The sequence below is a fragment of the Aquincola sp. J276 genome (assembly GCF_024700035.1).
In the GTDB taxonomy this organism is placed as follows: Bacteria; Pseudomonadota; Gammaproteobacteria; order Burkholderiales; family Burkholderiaceae_C; genus Aquincola; species Aquincola tertiaricarbonis.
Genome location: NZ_JAJONC010000001.1, coordinates 3,045,029 through 3,061,091 on the forward strand (window position 1 = coordinate 3,045,029; position 16,063 = coordinate 3,061,091).

Below are 16,063 nucleotides of genomic sequence, written 5' to 3' on the forward strand. Positions count from 1 at the left end.
CTGCAACCGCCGGTCCGGCCGGCGTTTCGCCGCGCAGGCTCTACAGGCTCCGTCGCACCTCGCCCAGCGTTTGCCACAGCGCCGCGTTCTGCGCGGTGGCGAAGTTCACCCGCATCAGCGTGGTGGGCCGTGGCGTGGCATGGAACAGCGTGCCCGGCGCCAGCAGCCAGCCGCGGTCGAGCATGGCTTCTGTCAGGCGCTCGGTGTCGACCTGCGTGTCCACCCAGCCGAACAGGCCCTGCGGCGGCGCGGCGAAGTGGAAGCCCGCTTCCTGCGCCAGCCGCTGCGTGCGCATGCGCGCGGCCTCCAGCCGGGCGGTCACCCGCTCCGCATGGCGGCGCAGCGAGCCCTGCTCCAGCGTGACGGCCAGCGCGCGCTCGGGCGCGGTGGGCGTGCTGAGCATGCCCAGCAGCCGGGTGTCGATCAGCCGCTCCGTCAGCGCCGGCGCGGCGGCGATGCAGCCCACGCGCCAGTTGGGCGTGAGGATCTTGGAGAAGCCGGTGAGGTAGACGCTGCGCTGCAGGTTGTCCAGCGCCGACAGGCGCGGCGCATGCACCGGGGCCATGTAGGCATAGGTGTCGTCCTCCACGATGGTGAAGTCGAAGGCCTCGGCCAGCTTCAGCACCTGGTGTGCGGCGGCCAGCGACAGCATGGCGCCGGTGGGGTTGTGCAGCACCGAGACCGTGATGTACAGGCGCGGCCGGTGCGCCTGGGCCAGCGCACGCATCACCTCCAGGTCGGGGCCCTGCGCGCCGCGCGGCACCGGCAGCACCCGCAGGCCGAGGCGGGCGAGGCGCGCGAATTCGATCGGCCAGCCGGGCTCGTCCACCAGCACCGCATCGCCGGGTTGGGTGAGGGTGCGCGACACCACGTCCAGCGCCTGGGTGGCGCCCATGGTGGTGAGCAGCTGCGCGGGGGTGGCGGCGATGCCGATGTCGGCCAGCCGCTGGACGAAGGCGGTGCGGAAGCGCAGGTCGCCGGCCGGCTCGCCATAGCGCAGCGCGCTGTCGTCGTCCGCCATCGCGCGGCGCATGGCACCGTTGAGCAGCGGCAGGTCCAGCCAGTCCGGCGGCAGCGTGCCCATGCCGGGGCCGGGCGTGCCCACGCCGTGGAACATGCCGCGGATCATCGCCGCCGCGTCGGTGGGGCGGATGCGCGGCGCGCTGCCGGTGGCCGCGGGGGGCTTCTGTGCCGGCCGCCGCAGCGATTGCGGACCGCGCACGAAGAAACCGCGCTGCGGGCGCGCCTCCACCAGGCCCTGCGCCGCCAGCTGGTCGTAGGCGGCCACCACGGTGCTGGGGCTCACCGTGTGGCGGCGTGCGCATTCGCGCACCGAGGGCAGGCGCGCGCCGGGCGCCAGCAGCTGCTGCTCGATGCGCTCGGCATAGCGGGCGGCCAGCTGGGCGGCCAGCGTGGCCTCCCCGTCGCGGGAGAGGGCGGTGGAAGGCAGGGGCGTGGCGGCGTTCATTGGCAGGTGGTGCGCTGTGGCTGTGCTGGCAGTGGCAGCAGCACAGATCAGGCTGCAGTGTGCCGAAGTGTACTGATACTGTGCTGGTGCTGGCCCCTAGACTGGGCAGCCGACCTCCTGTGAGAGAGACGCCATGAGCACCGCGCTGCCGATCCTGCCCCGCCCGACCCCGATCACCGGCGCCGCGGCCACCCGGGCGGCCCGTCGCGGCTGGTGGCTGGGCCTGGCCGGCGTGCTGATGTTCGCGCTCAGCATCCCGATGACGCGCCTTGCCGGCGGCGATGCCGCACAGCCGCAGCTGCCGCCGGATTTCGTGGCCATCGGTCGCGCAGCGGTGGCCGGCCTGCTGTCGGTGCTGTACCTGGCCGCCACCGGCGCGCCACGCCCGCGCGGCGCACAGTGGGGCCTGCTGGCCGTCAGCGCGGCCGGGGTGGTGTTCGGCTTCCCGTGGTTCAGCGGCTTCGCCGTGCGCCATGTGGAGGCCATCCACGCCTCGGTGATCAACGGCTTCCTGCCACTGGCCACCGCGGTGGTAGGTGCGCTGTGGCTGCGCCAGCGGCCGGCGCCGGCCTTCTGGCTGTGCGCGTTGCTGGGCTGCGGCCTGGTGCTGGCCTTTGCGGTGGTGCAGGGCGGCGGCCGGCTGCAGGCGGCCGACGGGCTGCTGCTGGCCGCGGTGGCCAGCGGCGCGGTGGGCTACGTAGGCGGCGCCCGGCTGGCGGCGCAGGGCATGCGCGGCGAGCACGTCATCTGCTGGATGCTGGTGCTGTGCCTGCCGCTCACGCTGCCCTGGGCGCTGGCCATCGGCCTGCGCCATCCGGAAGCCCTGGCCGCGGCCCGGCCTGCGGCATGGGGCGGCTTCGCCTATGTGTCGCTGGTGTCGATGTGGCTGGGCTTCTTCGCCTGGTACCGCGGGCTGGCGCTGGGTGGCACGCTGCGCGTGAGCCAGGTACAACTGGTGCAGCCCTTCGCCTCGATGCTGGTGGCGGTGCCGCTGCTGGGAGAGCGGCTGGACGGCGTCACCGTGCTGTTCGCGCTGGCGGTGATCGCCACCGTGCTGGTGGGCAAGCGCGTGCCCGTGGCCCCCTCCACTTCACCGGAGCCTTCGCGATGAGAACCCTCGGCCTGCTCGGCGGCATGAGCTGGGAATCCACCGCCGTCTACTACCGCCTGCTCAACCAGGGCGTGGCCCGCCGGCTGGGCGGCCTGCACAGCGCGCCGCTGCGCATCGCCAGCGTCGATTTCGCGCCGGTGGCGCAGTGGCAGTCCGACGGCCAGTGGGCCGCCGCGGCGCAGCACCTGGGCGCACTGGGCTCGGGCCTGTGGCGCGCCGGTGCACAGGGCCTGGTGCTGGCCACCAACACCATGCACAAGGTGGCCGATGCCATCGAGGCCGCGGCTGGCCTGCCGCTGCTGCACATCGCCGATGCGACCGGCGCCGCCATCCGCGCGGCCGGCCTCACCCAGGTGGGCCTGCTGGGCACCCGCTTCACGATGGAGGACGACTCCATCCTGATCGACCGCCTGCGCCAGCGCAGCGGCGTGGAGGTGCTGGTGCCGCCGGCCGCCGACCGCGCCAAGGTGCATGCCACCATCTACGATGAGCTGTGTCGCGGTGTCGTCAGCGATGCCTCGCGGCAGGTGTTCCTCGGCGTGATCGATCGCCTGGCCGCGCGCGGTGCGCAGGGCGTCATCCTCGGCTGCACCGAGATCTCGCTGCTGCTCGACCCCGAGAAGCATCCGTTTCCCCTGTTCGACAGCACCGGGCTGCATGCCGCCGCGGCCGTTGGCTGGATGCTGGAAGAACCGTCCCACCCTGAACGAAAGCCCTCATGACCTGGAACATGGCACGCCGCGCCGAGCGGCTCAATCCGTCGATCATCCGAGAGATCCTAAAGGTCACCGAGCGCCCGGGCATCGTCTCGCTGGCCGGCGGCCTGCCCGCGGCCGAGGGCTTTCCGGTGCAGGCCATGCGCGAGGCCACCGCCCGGGTGCTGGCCGACCACCCCAAGGAAGCCCTGCAGTACGCGGCCAGCGAAGGCTTCGCCCCGCTGCGCGAATGGGTGGCCGCGCAGCTGGCCACGCAGGGCATGAAGTGCGACGCCGACCAGGTGCTGATCACCACCGGCTCGCAGCAGGGCCTGGACCTGGCCGGCAAGGTGCTGCTGGACCCAGGCAGCACGGTGGCGGTGGAGTCGCCCACCTACCTGGGCGCGCTGCAGGCCTTCGCGCCCTACGAGCCCGAGTTCCTGGCCGTCGATTGCGACGAGCAGGGCCCGCTGCCGGCCGCGCTCAAGGCGGCAAAGGGCGCGCGCTTCCTGTACATGCTGCCCAACTTCCAGAACCCGAGCGGTCGCTGCATGGGCGCGGCCCGCCGCGACGCGCTGATGGCCGAATGCCTGCGCCTGGGCCTGCCGGTGGTGGAGGACAACCCCTATGGCGACCTCTGGTTCGACCAGCCGCCCGCCGCCCCGCTGGCCGCGCATGCGCCCGACGAAGTGCTGTACCTGGGCTCCTTCTCCAAGGTGCTGGCGCCCGGCCTGCGCCTGGGCTACATGGTGGCGCCGCGCCTGCTGTACCCCAAGCTGCTGCAGGCCAAGCAGGCGGCCGACCTGCACACGCCGGGTTTCAACCAGCGCGTGGTGCACGAGGTCATCAAGAACGGCTTCCTCGACCAGCACGTGCCCACCATCCGCGCCCGCTATAAGGCCCAGCGCGATGCGATGCGTGCCGCGCTGGAGCGCCATCTGCCGGCCGGCTGCCAGTGGCAGCTGCCCGCCGGCGGCATGTTCTTCTGGGTGACGCTGCCCGAAGGCTTCGACACCCTGGCGCTGCTGCCGCGGGCGGTGGATGCCGGCGTGGCCTACGTGCCCGGCGCCGCCTTCTATGCCAGCGAGCCGCGCATGAACACGCTGCGGCTGAGCTTCGTCACCGTGGCCCCGGAGTTGATCGAGCAGGGCATTGCCGCCCTTGGCCGGGTGCTGAAGGCTTCGCAGGAGGTGCAGCCATGAGCCAGGACAAGACCCGCCGCTTCACCCAGCTCGACGTGTTCACCGGCCGTGCGTTGTACGGCAACCCGCTGGCCGTGGTGCATGACGCCGAAGGCCTGAGCGACGAGCGCATGGCCGCCTTCGCCCGCTGGACCAACCTGTCGGAGACCACCTTCCTGCTGCCGCCCACCGACCCGCAGGCCGATTACCGGGTGCGCATCTTCACCCCCACCGGCGAGCTGCCGTTTGCCGGCCATCCCACGCTGGGCAGCTGCCACGCCTGGCTGCAGGCCGGCGGCCAGGCCAGGGGCGACCATGTGGTGCAGCAATGCGAGGTGGGCCTGGTGCGCGTGCGCCGCCAGGCGGAAGGCGATGTGCAGCGCCTGGCCTTCGCCGCCCCGCCGCGCCGGCGTACCGGCCCGCTGCCGGACGACCTGCTGGCCCGCATCACCGCGGCGCTGGGCCTGCCGCGCGATGCCATCCGCCACCACGAGTGGTGCGACAACGGCCCCGGCTGGGCCGGCGTGATGCTGGGTTCGGCCGGGCAGGTGCTGGCGCTGCAGTGCGACTACGCGGCCCTGGGCGACCTGAAGCTCGGCGTGGTGGGGCCGCATGCGGCCGGGCACGATGCGCAGTTCGAGCTGCGTGCCTTCATCGGCGACGGCGACTACGAGGACCCGGTGACCGGCAGCCTGAACGCAGCCGTGGCGCAGTGGCTGATCGGCGCCGGCCTGGCACCGGCGCGCTACGTGGCTGCGCAGGGCACGGCCATGGGCCGCGCCGGCCGTGTGTTCCTCGAGCATGACGGCAGCGACGTGTGGGTGGGCGGCGAGGTGGCCGGCTGCATCGAAGGCCAGGTGCGCCTGTAGGCCCGAAGGCTGCATCCGATGCACGTCGAACTCGATCACCTGGTGGTGGGCGCGCGCAGCCTGGAAGAAGGCGCGGCCTGGTGCGAAGCCACCTTCGGCATCGTGCCCGGCCCGGGCGGCCAGCATCCGTTGATGGGCACGCACAACCGGCTGCTTCGGCTGCAGGGCGGCGATGCGTTTGCGCAGGCCTACCTGGAGATCATCGCGATCGACCCGGCGGCCGCGCCGCCTGGCCGGGCGCGCTGGTTCGGGCTGGACACGCCGCCGGTGCAGGCTGCGCTGGCCCGCGGACCGCAGCTGCTGCACTGGGTGGCGCGCAGCAGCGCGCTAGCGGAGCAGCACCGGCGGCTGGCCGATGCGGGCCACGACACCGGTCGCGTGCTGGCGGCCGAACGGGCCACGCCGGCCGGCCTGCTGCGCTGGCGCATCGTGGTGGCCGACGATGGCCTGCCGCGCTGCGCGGGCGCGCTGCCCACGCTGATCGAATGGGCCGGCGCGCATCCCACCGACAGCGTGCCCGACAGCGGCCTGCAGCTGCAGGCGCTGGCAGTGCGCGGCCTGCCGAACGTCGCGGCGGAGGTGCTGCAGCCTGCCGGCATCCAGCGGCCGCAGGATGCCGGCCCGGTGCTGTGTGCGCGGTTTCTCAGTCCGCGGGGGCCGGTCATCCTGTCCTCGCCCTTCATGGTGTGATGCCGATGTCCACCGAAGAGCTGTTCCGCGAAGACGCCGAGCTGGCCGACTGCGAGGCCCGCGTCGTGCAGGCCGGCGCGGAAGGCGTGGTGCTGGACCGCACCGTGTTCTATCCGCTGGGCGGCGGCCAGGCCGGCGACCGCGGCGAGCTGCGGCTGCCCGATGGCCAAGTGCTGCGGATCGCCGACACCCGCAAGGGCGAAGCCGGCGTGCTGCATGTGCCCGCGCCCGACCAGCAGGCGCTGCTGGCCGCGCTGCAGCCCGGCATGGCGGTGCAGGCCTGCATCGACCAGGCGCGCCGTGCACGGCACCGGCGCTTCCACACCGCCACCCACCTGCTGTGCGCCCTGGTGCCGCATCCGGTGGATGGCTGCTCCATCACCGCCGAATCGGCGCGGCTGGACTTTCACATGACCGAGCCGCTGGACAAGGACGTGCTGAACGCCGGCCTGGCCCGGCTGGTGGCCGCGGCCCATCCGGTGCGCCACCGCTGGATCGCCGAGGAGGAGCTGGACGCCAACCCGGGCCTGGTGCGCAGCATGAGCGTGCAGCCGCCGCGCGGCCATGGCCGCATCCGGCTGCTGGAGGTGCAGGGCGTCGACCTGCAGCCCTGTGGCGGCACCCATGTGGCCAACACCGCCGAGATCGGCGCGGTGTTCGTCAGCAAGATCGAGAAGAAGTCGGCCCGCACGCGGCGCGTGGTGCTGGGCCTGGCCGACTAGGGCGGGCGGCGCGTCTCAGGGCCAGACGAGCGCGGCCAGGGCCGTGAAGTCCGGCGCGTCCTGCCAGCCCGCCAGCGCGATCTGCGCCGGCAGGTGGCTGTAGCGGTGCAGCAGCAGCAGGCGCAGCAGCGCCTCGCGCTGGCGGCGGTCGAAGGGCCGGCCGTGATAGCCGTCGAAGAAGGCGTCCAGCAGCGACGCATCCCCGGCGGCGAGGAAGCACATCGGCCCCAGCCAGTCGTATTCGCGCGGACCCACCAGGCCATCGCCGAAATCGAACATGCCGCTCAGCGCCTGGCCGCGGTGCAGCAGGTTGAAGGGCGTGTACTCGCCCGTCAGCAGCACCTCGGGGCCTTCGGGTACCGGGCCGTGCAGGAAGGTGTCGAGCTGCGCCAGCAGGTGCGCCGGCAGGCCGGTGCGCTGCTGGCGCGGGTGGCAGCGTTGCCGTTGGCCCTGCAGGAAGTCGGCCCAGCGCGGCGCCAGCGCGGGCAGCTCGCCCGCCGGCAATGCATGCACCTGCGCCGCGAGGCGGCCGATCTGCTGCAGCACGGCCTGCCGCTGCGGCGGCGGCAGCATGGGCCAGACGCGGTCGAGCGGCGTGCCTGGCAGCTGCGTCATCACCAGGTAAGGCCAGCCATCATGCTCGGCGCTGTCCACCAGGCGCGGCGTGGGCAGCGCCAGCCGGCCGTGCAGCTGCGCCAGCATCGCTCGTTCGAAGGCGAAGTGGTCGCGCAGGAAGGGCGGGTACAGCTTGAGCACCAAGCCGTGGCCCAGCAGGGCCACCAACACCGTGCCCTCGCCGGCCGGCACCGCCGGCGCGGCGGTGTAGCGCGCGCCCAGTGCGGCCATCACGCCGATCCAGCGCGCGGGGTCCTCCTGCAGGGCGTCGAACTCGGCGACACCCGGGTTGGCAGGCAGCTGCAACGCCGCGGTCATGGGCGCAGCGGGCGGGGCCGCGGCCTACTTGGCGCGGAAGTCGTCGTGGCAGGCCTTGCAGGTCTGCGCGGTGGAACCGAACGCGGTCTTCAGCTGCGCCAGGTCGCCGGTCTTGGCGGCCACCAGCAGCTTGCCGGTCTCGTCCTGCATCTTCGCGGCGGCAGACTTGAACTTGTCCTGTTCCTTCCAGACCTCGGGCTTGGCCTTGGTGTTGTGGCCCTTGTCGGTGCCCTCGCCGAAGGCGGCCCAGGGCAGCTTGGCCAGGGTGTTCACGATCTCGGCATTGTCGGCCGCGGCCTTGGCATCGAAGGGCGCCTTGCCGTTGGCCATGGCGCCGATGCGGCCGAAGTGCTGGCCCATCACGAAGAAGGCGCCTTGCCGGTACTCGATGGTGTCTTCGGTCTTCTGGAACTGGGCGGCGGCCGGGAAGGCGACGGCGGTCATCAGCGTGGCAAGAACGGTCGGCAACGTTTTCTTCATGCGGGGGTCTCCGGGCGGAAAGCTGGGGCTGGCAAGACCTCGCGGCGCGAGGCCCGATGAGTGTACGGACGCACCATCGCTTTCATTCCCTGGCGCCCGCAGCGGCTGGAAGCGCCGGCCCGCAGCGGTTATCTTCCAGCCCATGACAGGCTTTCGGAGCTGGGAATGAACGGGGATGCGCCGCTGCAGCGCGTGCGTGTGTGGGACCTGCCCACACGGGTGTTCCATTGGCTGCTGGCGGCCGCGGTGATCGCGGTGGTGGTCACCGCCAAGGTCGGCGGCAACGCGATGACCTGGCACTTCCGCCTGGGCTACCTGGTGATGGCGCTGCTGGCCTTCCGCCTGCTATGGGGCCTGGTGGGCGGCCATTGGTCGCGCTTTGCCAACTTCATCTACGGCCCGGGCAGCACCTTCGCCTACCTGCGCGGCCACCGCGGACCCGACGGCCGCTTCGAAGTGGGCCACAGCCCGGTGGGCGCACTGTCGGTGTTCGCGCTGCTGGGCGTGTTGGTGGCGCAGGTGGCCACCGGGCTGGTGGCCGACGACGAGATCGCCAACCAGGGCCCGCTGTATGCACTCGTCTCGGGCGACACCTCGGCCGCCGCCACCGGCTGGCATTCAGGCTACGGGCAGTGGCTCATCATCGGCCTGGTGGTGCTGCATGTGCTGGCCATCGTGTTCTACCGCGTGGTCAAGCGTCGCAACCTGGTGGGCCCGATGCTGTCGGGCGACAAGGCCCTGCCCGCGGGCACGCCCGCCTCGGCCGACCGTGCGGCCACCCGCGCGCTGGCCGCGCTGCTGCTGGCGCTGTGCGCCGGCGGCGCGGCCTGGGTGGCTTCGCTCGGGGGATGAGGCGATGAGCGAATCGCCCCGCATCGAGCTGGTGGACGCCGCGACGCCGGCCCTGCTGGAAGCCACCCGCGGCATCTTCCGCGAATACGCCGAGCAGCTGGGCGTGGACCTGTGCTTCCAGAACTTCGATGCCGAGCTGGCCAGCCTGCCCGGGGACTATGCGCCGCCGGCCGGCGCGCTGCTGCTGGTGTTCGTCGACGACGAACTGGCCGGCTGCGGCGGCTTCCGCCCGCTGCCCGAGTCCGACTACCCCAACGCCTGCGAGATGAAGCGGCTGTACGTGCGCCGCGCCTTCCGTCGCTTCGGCCTCGGCCGGCTGCTGGCGCAGGCGCTGATGGACCGCGCGTTGCAGGCCGGCTATTCGTCGATGCTGCTGGACACGCTGGACGACATGGAGGCCGCCCGCGGCCTGTACAGCTCGCTGGGTTTCGAAGAGATCCCGCCCTACTACTTCAATCCCCTGCCGGGATCGCACTACCTGCGCGTGCAGCTGGGCTGAGGCCGCGCGCGGGCCGACGGTACGATGGCCCGCATGAACGATCCAACGCCTTCCCCGCACATCCTCGAACTGCGCGCCGGACCGCTGCGCCTGGCCCTGCGCCCCGACCTGGGCGGCTGCATCGCCGGCCTGTGGCGGGGCGACGTGGCGGTGCTTCGCAGCACCGAGCCGGCCGAGCTGCAGGCCTCGCGGCCTTCGGGTTGCTACCCGCTGGTGCCGTATTCCAACCGCATCGGCTTCCGCCGGTTCAACTGGCTGGGGCAGGCCCACACCACCCAGCCCAACTTCGACCAGAGCCCGCACTCGGTCCATGGCGTGGGCTGGAAGCGGCCCTGGGCGGTGGTCTCGCACACCGACACCGAGGCCGTGCTGCGCTACGTGCATGCGGCCGACGACCACTGGCCCTTTGCCTTCGAGGCCACGCAGACCTTCGTGCTCAACCCCGCTGGCCTGGAGGTGCGCATGGCCGTCACCAACCAGGCCGACCAGCCGCAGCCGGTGGGCCTGGGCTGGCATCCATACTTTCCCAAGCGCGAACGCAGCCACCTGCAGATCCAGGCGGCGCAGCGCTGGGATTCCGACCCCGCCGACGAGCTGCCTCGCCAGGCCGTGCCCCAGCCTGCCATCGACGCGCCGGTGCGCGAGCTGCGCTTCGACAACTGCTTCCAGGGCTGGACGGGCACCGCGCTGATCCGCGACGAACTGCTGTCGCTGCGCCTCACCTCGGCCATGCCCTACCTGGTGGTCTTCACGCCGCAGACCAAGGACTACTACTGCGTGGAGCCGGTCAGCCACCTCAGCAATGCCATCCAGATGGCGGACCCGCTGGCGCATGGGCTGGTGTCGCTGCCACCGGGGCAGACGCTGCAGGGCTGGATGAAGCTGGACGTGGAGGCGGTGCGATGAACGAGCTGCAAGCCGCCGCCGACGCGGTGGGCGTGATCCCGGTGGCCCCTTCGCTGCTCGGCGAATCGCCGATGTGGCATCCCGGCGAGCAGTGCCTCTACTGGTGCGACATCCCCGGCCACAAGCTCAACCGCTTCGACCCCGCCAGCGGCCGGCACGACGAATGGGCCTTCGACACCGACGTGGCCTGCTGCGCGCCGGTGCTGGGCGGCGAGCTGCTGCTGGCGCTGCGCAGCGGGCTGGTGAACTTCGATCCCCGCACCGGCAAGAGCCGCCCGCTGGCCAAGCCGCCCTATGACCCGGCGGTGGAGCGCTTCAACGACGGCAAGGCCGATCCGCAGGGCCGCATGTGGGCCGGCACGCTGTATGAGCCCAAGGACCGGCCGGCCGCCGCGCTGTACCGCTGGTCGGCCGGCAAGCTCACCCGGCAGGCCGAGGGCGTGACCACCGCCAACGGCCTGGCCTGGAGTCCCGACGGCCGCACCGCCTACTGGAGCGACACCAAGGCCCACACCATCTACGCCTTCGACTTCGACCCCTCGCAGGGCACCTTGTCGGGCAAGCGCGTGTGGGTGCAGTTCCCGGTCAAGCAGCCCGGCATGGACCTGGCCGACTACGGCGGCCGCCCCGACGGTGCCAGCGTCGACACCGAAGGCTGCTACTGGGTGGCGATGTTCGAAGGTGCGCGCGTGCTGCGCCTGTCGCCACGCGGCGAGGTGCTGCGCGAGGTCAGGCTGCCGGTGCGCTGCCCCACCATGCCCTGCTTCGGCGGCCCCGACCTGAAGACGCTCTACATCACCACCGGCCGCGAGAACCGACCGGCCGACGAGCTGGCCCGCACGCCCTGGGCCGGCGCGGTGCTCACGCTGCAGGTGGACGTGCCCGGCCTGCCGGCCAACTTCGCGCGGCCCTGACCGCGCCGTTCAGGCGCCGGCGGCGTACTTGATGGAGCAGCCGTAGGCCTGCGTGCGCGGCTGCGACACCGGCTTGCCGGCCAGCGATTCGGCCAGGGCGGCGGTCACATGGTTGGTGGCGGTGGCGATGTCGGCCGGGTTGGCGGTGGGCTTGCTGTCGATGGCACCCGCATACACCAGCGTGCCCTTGGGGTCGATGATGTACATGTGCGGCGTGGTGCGGGCGCCGTAGGCACGGCCGATCCGGCCGTCGTCATCCATCAGCGTGGCGGTGGCGGCCGCCTGCTTCGATTGCATCCACTGCTGCAGCTCGGCCGGTGCCTTGTAGTCGCTGGCTTCGCGCGCGGTGGAGCTCACCGCCAGCCACACCACGCCCTTGGCCACTGCGGCCTTCTGGGTGGCGGGCAGGTTGCCGGCGTTGTAGTGCTTCTGGACGAAGGGGCAGCCTGGGTTCACCCACTCCAGCACCACGTGCTTGCCCTTGAAGTCGGCCAGCGAGACCGGCCTGCCCTGTGCATCCGTCGCGGTGAAGGCGGGCGCGGGCGCGCCCACCGATGCGGCGGCCGCTGCGGTGCCGGCAGCCATGGCCAGCAGTGCGGTGCAGGCCCAGGCGGTGACTGTGTTCATGCGGTACTCCATCAGACAACACCCGCAACGCCGCGGGCAGGCAGAGCTACAGCCGGCCGAGTGCTTCGCGCACGGCCTGGGCAGTGAGGATCTCGGGCAGCAACTGTGGCGCGCCGCCGCCGGCACCGGGCCGGTACAGCGCATACACCGGCACGCCGCTGCGGCCCAGTCGCGTCAGCTCGGCGCCGATGGCGGCGTCGCGCCGGGTCCAGTCGGCCCGCAGCAGCGCCACGTCGCGGGCCTGGAAGTCGGCCATCACCTGCGCATCGGCCAGCGTGCCGCGCTTGTTGAACTGGCAGGTCACACACCAGGCGGCGGTGAAGTCCACGAACACCGGCCGGCCCTGCGCGGTGAGCTCCGCCACCCGGGCGGCGCTCCAGGGCTCCCACGCGCCGGTGGCGATGCCGGCGGCGGCCACCGGTGCATCGGCCGGCGGCTCGCGCAGCGCCGGCAGCGCCCAGGCCAGCGCCGCCGCCAGCAGCAGGGCGCTCACGCCGCCGAAGCTCAGGCGCGCGGTGCGGCCGGAGCCCGGGCCGCCCCAGGCCCAGGCCGCGAAGGCCAGTGCCAGCAGCAGGCCCAGCAGGGCCGCCACCGCATCGATGCCGGCCTGCTGGCCCAGCACCCAGACCAGCCACACCACCGTGGCGAACATCGGGAAGGCCATCAGCACCTTGAAGCGCAGCATCCACACCCCCGGGCGCGGCAGGGCGCGCGCCGCCGCGGGCCACAGGCTGGCGGCCAGGTAGGGCAGGGCCATGCCCAGGGCCAGCGCGCCGAAGACGGCCAGCGCCTGCGCCGCCGGTAGCGTGACGGCCAGGCCCAGCGAAGCCCCCATGAAGGGCGCGGTGCAGGGCGAGGCCACCGCCACCGCCAGCACGCCGGTGAGGAACGAGTCGGCCATCGGGTGGCGTGCGCGCAGGCTGGCCAGGTTGCCCGGCAGCACGGAGCCGAACTCGAACACGCCCGCCAGGTTCAGCCCGATCAGGGTGAACAGCGCGGCCAGCGCCGCCACCACCGAAGGCGATTGCAGCTGGAAGCCCCAGCCCAGCTGCTCGCCGCCGGCGCGCAGCGCCAGCAGCACGCCGGCCAGCGCCAGGAACGACAGCACCACGCCCGCGGTGTAGGCCAGGCCGCCGCCCACGCGGGCGCGCCCGTCGTGCGCATGGCTGGCAAAGCCCAGCACCTTGAGCGACAGCACCGGGAACACGCAGGGCATCAGGTTGAGCAGCATGCCGCCGCCCAGCGCCAGCAGCAGCGCACCGGCCCAGCCCAGCGACGTGCCGGACGGCGTGGACTGAGCGCCTGCCTCGTGGGCCGGCGCCGGCGGCGCCGCGGCGGCGAGCGCCGGGTCGGGCCAGGGCCCGGGCACGTCGAAGGCCACCTGCACACCGGCCGGCACCCCCGCGGCCACCAGCACCGCGGCCATGCGGGCGGGGCTCTCGCTGCGCTGGGCCGACAGCGGCACCGCGGCCTGCCAGGCATCGCCCTGCCACTGCGCGGTGATGCGCGCGGCGTTGTCGACCACGCCCGCGGTCTCGGGGAAGAACTCGACGGCGCGGCCCTGCCATGCGGCCGGCAGGCCGGCGATGCGCAGCTGCAGCGCGGTGTCGCTCAGCGTGGCGGTGGCGCGGGCCTGCGGCAGAGGCGCCGGCATGCGGCGCTGCGCCGCGTCGAAGTCGGCCGCATTCGCCGCCGTGGCGGCCTGCGCTGGCAGCGCCAGCGTGAAGTCGCCGGACTGCGGGATGCACACCTCCTTGCACACCAGCCACTCCGCATGCAGCTTCACCTCCACCGTGGGCGCGGCGAAACCGGCCGGCACCGTCAGCGGCACCGGCAGCAGCAGCGTGTCCTCGTAGCCGTAGTTCACCAGCGGGCCGACGGGCAGCTTCTTGGGCGTCGGCCAGGCCACCTCGCCGGCCTGCAGGCCGGTCGGCAGCGTCCACTGCAGCGTGGTGGGCAGGCCGGAATCGCCCGGGTTCTTCCAGTAGGTGTGCCAGTGCGGCTCGTGGGTGATCTTCAGGCCCAGCCACACGGGCTTGCCGGCCTGCACGCCATCGGGCGCATGCGCCACCAGCTCCGCACGCACCTGGTCGGTCTTGACCACCGCGGGCGAGCCGCCGAACAGCACGGCATGCGCGCTACACGGCACGACGAATGCCAGGGACAGCAGGACACGTGGGAGCAGCATGCGCATTGGAAGGCCGCGGGCGGCGGCGGTTCCGGATCTCGGGGCCGATCATTTCAGCACGCTGGGCCGAGCAACGCTGCCTTACGTGAAGACACGTTCGGAGGTCAATCCGCAGCAAGAGGGTGGGATGCCGGGAAAAGCACGGGTTTGACCGTATACTCCCGCCGCTTTGCCACTGGCCGGTAAGAGAGAGCAGCACGATGTCAGAACGGACGCACCGCTCGGACACGTGGGCCGATACCGGACAAGATGAGGTCGACGAGCAGCAGGCCAAGAGCCTGTCGCCCGAAGAGGCCCAGGCTTGGCGCGAGCGGCACCCGGCGATTTCGCCGTGGCGGGTGGTGAGGTTCCAGGCCCTGGTGGGCGTGGTCATCGCCCTCGTGACGTGGGCTGTGACACGGGAGTCGAGCGCGTTCTGGTCGGCGTTGTACGGTGCCGGTGTGGTGGTGTTGCCGGGTGCCGTGATGGCGCGCGGAATCACCAGCAGGCTGAGTGCCACAGCCCCCGGGTCCGGAGCCGTGAGCTTCATGATCTGGGAGTTGGTGAAGTTGCTGGTTTCGGTGTCGCTGCTTGTGCTGGCACCAAAGCTTTTGCCGCATCTGAGCTGGCCGGCTTTGCTGGTCGCCCTGGTGCTGTGCTTGAAAACGTACTGGGTCGCGCTGTTGTGGCGCGGACGGTGAAACGATAAGACTACAGGTTCAAACAGAGATGGCAGCAGCAGAAGGACACGCGCCCACCGCCGGCGAGTACATCGTCCACCACCTCCAGCACCTGCAGAAGACCCTGTCGTTCGAGCCTGCCAAGCAGACCTCGATCGTGGACTTCGGCGTGTTCAACCTCGATTCGCTGGTCTACTCGGTGCTCCTGGGCATCCTGGGCTGCTTCGTGCTGTGGCGTGCCGCGCGCGCTGCCACCTCGGGCGTGCCGGGCCGCTTCCAGGCCGCGCTGGAGATCATGGTCGAGATGGTGGACAACCAGGCCAAGGGCGTGATCCACAACGCCAACAGCCGCAAGCTGGTGTCACCGCTGGCACTCACGGTGTTCGTCTGGATCTTCCTGATGAACTTCATGGACATGCTGCCGGTCGACCTGCTGCCCAGCATCTGGCACAACGTCGGCCCCGCCATGGGCCAGGCCGACTACATGCGCGTGGTGCCCACCGCCGACCTGTCTACCACGCTGGGCCTGTCGTGCAGCGTGCTGCTGGTCTGCATCTTCTACAACATCAAGATCAAGGGCCTGGGCGGCTGGTCGCATGAGCTGATCGCGGCGCCGTTCGGCGACAAGTGGTTCCTGTACCCGGTCAACTTCCTGATGCAGATGATTGAGTTCCTGGCCAAGACCGTCTCGCACGGCATGCGGCTGTTCGGCAACATGTTTGCCGGTGAACTCGTGTTCATGCTGATCGCGCTGATGGGTGGCGTGTGGGCGTGGCAATTCAACCCCTTGTCCGGCGGCTTCTGGCTGGGCGTCGGGCATGTGGTGGCCGGGACCGTCTGGACCCTGTTCCACATTCTGGTGATCACGCTGCAGGCGTTCATTTTCATGATGCTCACGCTGATCTATGTCGGTCAGGCGCACGACGCGCACTGATCCCGTTCTTTCTCTCGTTTCCTTCCTTTCTCACCAAAACTCTCCTTAGGAGCACAACATGGAAAACATCCTCGGCCTCGTCGCCCTCGCCTGCGGTCTGATCGTCGGTCTCGGCGCCATCGGTGCATCGATCGGCATTGCCCTGATGGGTGGCAAGTTCCTGGAATCGTCGGCTCGCCAGCCTGAGCTGATGAACGACCTGCAAACCAAGATGTTCATCCTGGCCGGCCTGATCGACGCTGCGTTCCTGATCGGCGTCGCCATCGCGCTGCTGTTCGCCTTCGCGAATCCGTTCCAGCTGGCCGCCTGATTTCCCGCCCTGACCCTTTCACGAG

At 71.5% G+C, this 16,063-nt stretch carries 18 protein-coding genes; 13 read left to right on the forward strand and 5 right to left on the reverse strand.

The features are described 5' to 3' along the window. Positions 1 to 40 precede the first annotated feature (40 nt). Entirely contained in the window at positions 41 to 1,468 is a 1,428-nt protein-coding gene (locus LRS14_RS13985; protein WP_257799928.1) for a PLP-dependent aminotransferase family protein, read from the reverse strand. Between the two features lie 133 nt (positions 1,469 to 1,601). Here LRS14_RS13985 and LRS14_RS13990 point away from each other — a divergent pair, with 133 nt between their 5' ends. From LRS14_RS13990 to LRS14_RS14015, 6 genes are read left to right on the forward strand one after another with little or no spacing between them, the layout of a single operon-like run. Continuing rightward, the gene (locus tag LRS14_RS13990; RefSeq protein ID WP_257799929.1) at positions 1,602 to 2,579 is read left to right on the forward strand and encodes a DMT family transporter; all 978 of its coding nucleotides are present in this window, start codon (positions 1,602 to 1,604) and stop codon (positions 2,577 to 2,579) included. Beyond that, entirely contained in the window at positions 2,576 to 3,301 is a 726-nt protein-coding gene (locus tag LRS14_RS13995; protein WP_257799930.1) for an aspartate/glutamate racemase family protein, read from the forward strand. Before LRS14_RS13990 ends, LRS14_RS13995 begins: the two co-directional genes overlap by 4 nt. After that, entirely contained in the window at positions 3,298 to 4,476 is a 1,179-nt protein-coding gene (locus tag LRS14_RS14000; protein ID WP_257799931.1) for a PLP-dependent aminotransferase family protein, read from the forward strand. Before LRS14_RS13995 ends, LRS14_RS14000 begins: the two co-directional genes overlap by 4 nt. Continuing rightward, positions 4,473 to 5,324 carry a PhzF family phenazine biosynthesis protein gene (locus tag LRS14_RS14005; protein ID WP_257799932.1) on the forward strand — a complete coding sequence of 284 codons (852 nt, stop codon included), beginning with the start codon at positions 4,473 to 4,475 and terminating at the stop codon, positions 5,322 to 5,324. Before LRS14_RS14000 ends, LRS14_RS14005 begins: the two co-directional genes overlap by 4 nt. 18 nt (positions 5,325 to 5,342) lie before the next feature. Further along, entirely contained in the window at positions 5,343 to 6,014 is a 672-nt protein-coding gene (locus tag LRS14_RS14010) for a VOC family protein (RefSeq protein ID WP_046113312.1), read from the forward strand. 5 nt (positions 6,015 to 6,019) lie between these two features. Next, positions 6,020 to 6,736 (forward strand): alanyl-tRNA editing protein, encoded by a 717-nt coding sequence (locus LRS14_RS14015; protein ID WP_257799933.1) that lies wholly within the window; start codon positions 6,020 to 6,022, stop codon positions 6,734 to 6,736. Positions 6,737 to 6,751: 15 nt separating this feature from the next. Here LRS14_RS14015 and LRS14_RS14020 read toward each other — a convergent pair whose 3' ends face one another. Continuing rightward, the gene (locus LRS14_RS14020) at positions 6,752 to 7,669 is read right to left on the reverse strand and encodes a phosphotransferase (protein WP_257799934.1); all 918 of its coding nucleotides are present in this window, start codon (positions 7,667 to 7,669) and stop codon (positions 6,752 to 6,754) included. Between the two features lie 24 nt (positions 7,670 to 7,693). Beyond that, positions 7,694 to 8,149: a cytochrome c gene (locus LRS14_RS14025; protein ID WP_046113314.1), complete on the reverse strand. Its 456-nt coding sequence runs from the start codon at positions 8,147 to 8,149 to the stop codon at positions 7,694 to 7,696. Positions 8,150 to 8,314: 165 nt separating this feature from the next. Between LRS14_RS14025 and LRS14_RS14030 the strand changes: the two genes are divergently transcribed. From LRS14_RS14030 to LRS14_RS14045, 4 genes are read left to right on the forward strand one after another with little or no spacing between them, the layout of a single operon-like run. Beyond that, complete coding sequence (locus LRS14_RS14030; RefSeq protein WP_257799935.1) at positions 8,315 to 9,001, forward strand: cytochrome b/b6 domain-containing protein; 687 nt, start codon at positions 8,315 to 8,317, stop codon at positions 8,999 to 9,001. Between the two features lie 4 nt (positions 9,002 to 9,005). Next, the gene (locus tag LRS14_RS14035; RefSeq protein WP_257799936.1) at positions 9,006 to 9,500 is read left to right on the forward strand and encodes a GNAT family N-acetyltransferase; all 495 of its coding nucleotides are present in this window, start codon (positions 9,006 to 9,008) and stop codon (positions 9,498 to 9,500) included. A gap of 33 nt (positions 9,501 to 9,533) precedes the next feature. Further along, a complete protein-coding gene (locus LRS14_RS14040) occupies positions 9,534 to 10,406 on the forward strand; it encodes an aldose 1-epimerase (RefSeq protein WP_046113406.1) in 873 nt (290 codons plus the stop codon). Next, positions 10,403 to 11,320 carry an SMP-30/gluconolactonase/LRE family protein gene (locus LRS14_RS14045; protein WP_257799937.1) on the forward strand — a complete coding sequence of 306 codons (918 nt, stop codon included), beginning with the start codon at positions 10,403 to 10,405 and terminating at the stop codon, positions 11,318 to 11,320. The genes LRS14_RS14040 and LRS14_RS14045 overlap by 4 nt, the downstream gene beginning before the upstream one ends. 9 nt (positions 11,321 to 11,329) lie before the next feature. Here LRS14_RS14045 and LRS14_RS14050 read toward each other — a convergent pair whose 3' ends face one another. Together LRS14_RS14050 and LRS14_RS14055 are read right to left on the reverse strand one after the other, a co-directional pair. Continuing rightward, positions 11,330 to 11,947, reverse strand: a complete 618-nt coding sequence (locus tag LRS14_RS14050) for a redoxin domain-containing protein (RefSeq protein ID WP_257799938.1) — start codon at positions 11,945 to 11,947, stop codon at positions 11,330 to 11,332. Positions 11,948 to 11,993: 46 nt separating this feature from the next. Beyond that, on the reverse strand, positions 11,994 to 14,135 hold the full coding sequence (locus LRS14_RS14055; RefSeq protein WP_257799939.1) for a protein-disulfide reductase DsbD: 2,142 nt from the start codon (positions 14,133 to 14,135) through the stop codon (positions 11,994 to 11,996). 200 nt (positions 14,136 to 14,335) lie between these two features. Between LRS14_RS14055 and LRS14_RS14060 the strand changes: the two genes are divergently transcribed. Genes LRS14_RS14060 through atpE form a run of 3 tightly spaced genes read left to right on the forward strand, consistent with a single transcriptional unit; the run spans position 14,336 to position 16,038 of the window. After that, positions 14,336 to 14,815 carry an ATP synthase subunit I gene (locus LRS14_RS14060; protein WP_046113319.1) on the forward strand — a complete coding sequence of 160 codons (480 nt, stop codon included), beginning with the start codon at positions 14,336 to 14,338 and terminating at the stop codon, positions 14,813 to 14,815. 28 nt (positions 14,816 to 14,843) lie between these two features. After that, a complete protein-coding gene (gene atpB / locus LRS14_RS14065) occupies positions 14,844 to 15,728 on the forward strand; it encodes a F0F1 ATP synthase subunit A (protein WP_046113320.1) in 885 nt (294 codons plus the stop codon). Between the two features lie 58 nt (positions 15,729 to 15,786). After that, a complete protein-coding gene (gene atpE / locus LRS14_RS14070; protein WP_046113321.1) occupies positions 15,787 to 16,038 on the forward strand; it encodes a F0F1 ATP synthase subunit C in 252 nt (83 codons plus the stop codon). The last annotated feature ends 25 nt before the right edge of the window (positions 16,039 to 16,063 follow it).

Excerpts from the sequence above, each read along its gene's own strand:
- LRS14_RS13985 (WP_257799928.1), bottom strand. The coding sequence starts at position 1,468 with ATGAACGCCGCCACGCCCCTGCCTTCCACCGCCCTCTCCCGCGACGGG.
- LRS14_RS14055 (WP_257799939.1), bottom strand. The coding sequence starts at position 14,135 with ATGCTGCTCCCACGTGTCCTGCTGTCCCTGGCATTCGTCGTGCCGTGT.
- LRS14_RS14040 (WP_046113406.1), top strand. The coding sequence starts at position 9,534 with ATGAACGATCCAACGCCTTCCCCGCACATCCTCGAACTGCGCGCCGGA.
- atpB (WP_046113320.1), top strand. The coding sequence starts at position 14,844 with ATGGCAGCAGCAGAAGGACACGCGCCCACCGCCGGCGAGTACATCGTC.
- atpE (WP_046113321.1), top strand. The coding sequence starts at position 15,787 with ATGGAAAACATCCTCGGCCTCGTCGCCCTCGCCTGCGGTCTGATCGTC.
- LRS14_RS14035 (WP_257799936.1), top strand. The coding sequence starts at position 9,006 with ATGAGCGAATCGCCCCGCATCGAGCTGGTGGACGCCGCGACGCCGGCC.
- LRS14_RS14060 (WP_046113319.1), top strand. The coding sequence starts at position 14,336 with ATGTCAGAACGGACGCACCGCTCGGACACGTGGGCCGATACCGGACAA.
- LRS14_RS14050 (WP_257799938.1), bottom strand. The coding sequence starts at position 11,947 with ATGAACACAGTCACCGCCTGGGCCTGCACCGCACTGCTGGCCATGGCT.
- LRS14_RS14030 (WP_257799935.1), top strand. The coding sequence starts at position 8,315 with ATGAACGGGGATGCGCCGCTGCAGCGCGTGCGTGTGTGGGACCTGCCC.
- LRS14_RS14025 (WP_046113314.1), bottom strand. The coding sequence starts at position 8,149 with ATGAAGAAAACGTTGCCGACCGTTCTTGCCACGCTGATGACCGCCGTC.
- LRS14_RS14005 (WP_257799932.1), top strand. The coding sequence starts at position 4,473 with ATGAGCCAGGACAAGACCCGCCGCTTCACCCAGCTCGACGTGTTCACC.
- LRS14_RS14000 (WP_257799931.1), top strand. The coding sequence starts at position 3,298 with ATGACCTGGAACATGGCACGCCGCGCCGAGCGGCTCAATCCGTCGATC.
- LRS14_RS13990 (WP_257799929.1), top strand. The coding sequence starts at position 1,602 with ATGAGCACCGCGCTGCCGATCCTGCCCCGCCCGACCCCGATCACCGGC.
- LRS14_RS14010 (WP_046113312.1), top strand. The coding sequence starts at position 5,343 with ATGCACGTCGAACTCGATCACCTGGTGGTGGGCGCGCGCAGCCTGGAA.
- LRS14_RS14045 (WP_257799937.1), top strand. The coding sequence starts at position 10,403 with ATGAACGAGCTGCAAGCCGCCGCCGACGCGGTGGGCGTGATCCCGGTG.
- LRS14_RS13995 (WP_257799930.1), top strand. The coding sequence starts at position 2,576 with ATGAGAACCCTCGGCCTGCTCGGCGGCATGAGCTGGGAATCCACCGCC.
- LRS14_RS14015 (WP_257799933.1), top strand. The coding sequence starts at position 6,020 with ATGTCCACCGAAGAGCTGTTCCGCGAAGACGCCGAGCTGGCCGACTGC.
- LRS14_RS14020 (WP_257799934.1), bottom strand. The coding sequence starts at position 7,669 with ATGACCGCGGCGTTGCAGCTGCCTGCCAACCCGGGTGTCGCCGAGTTC.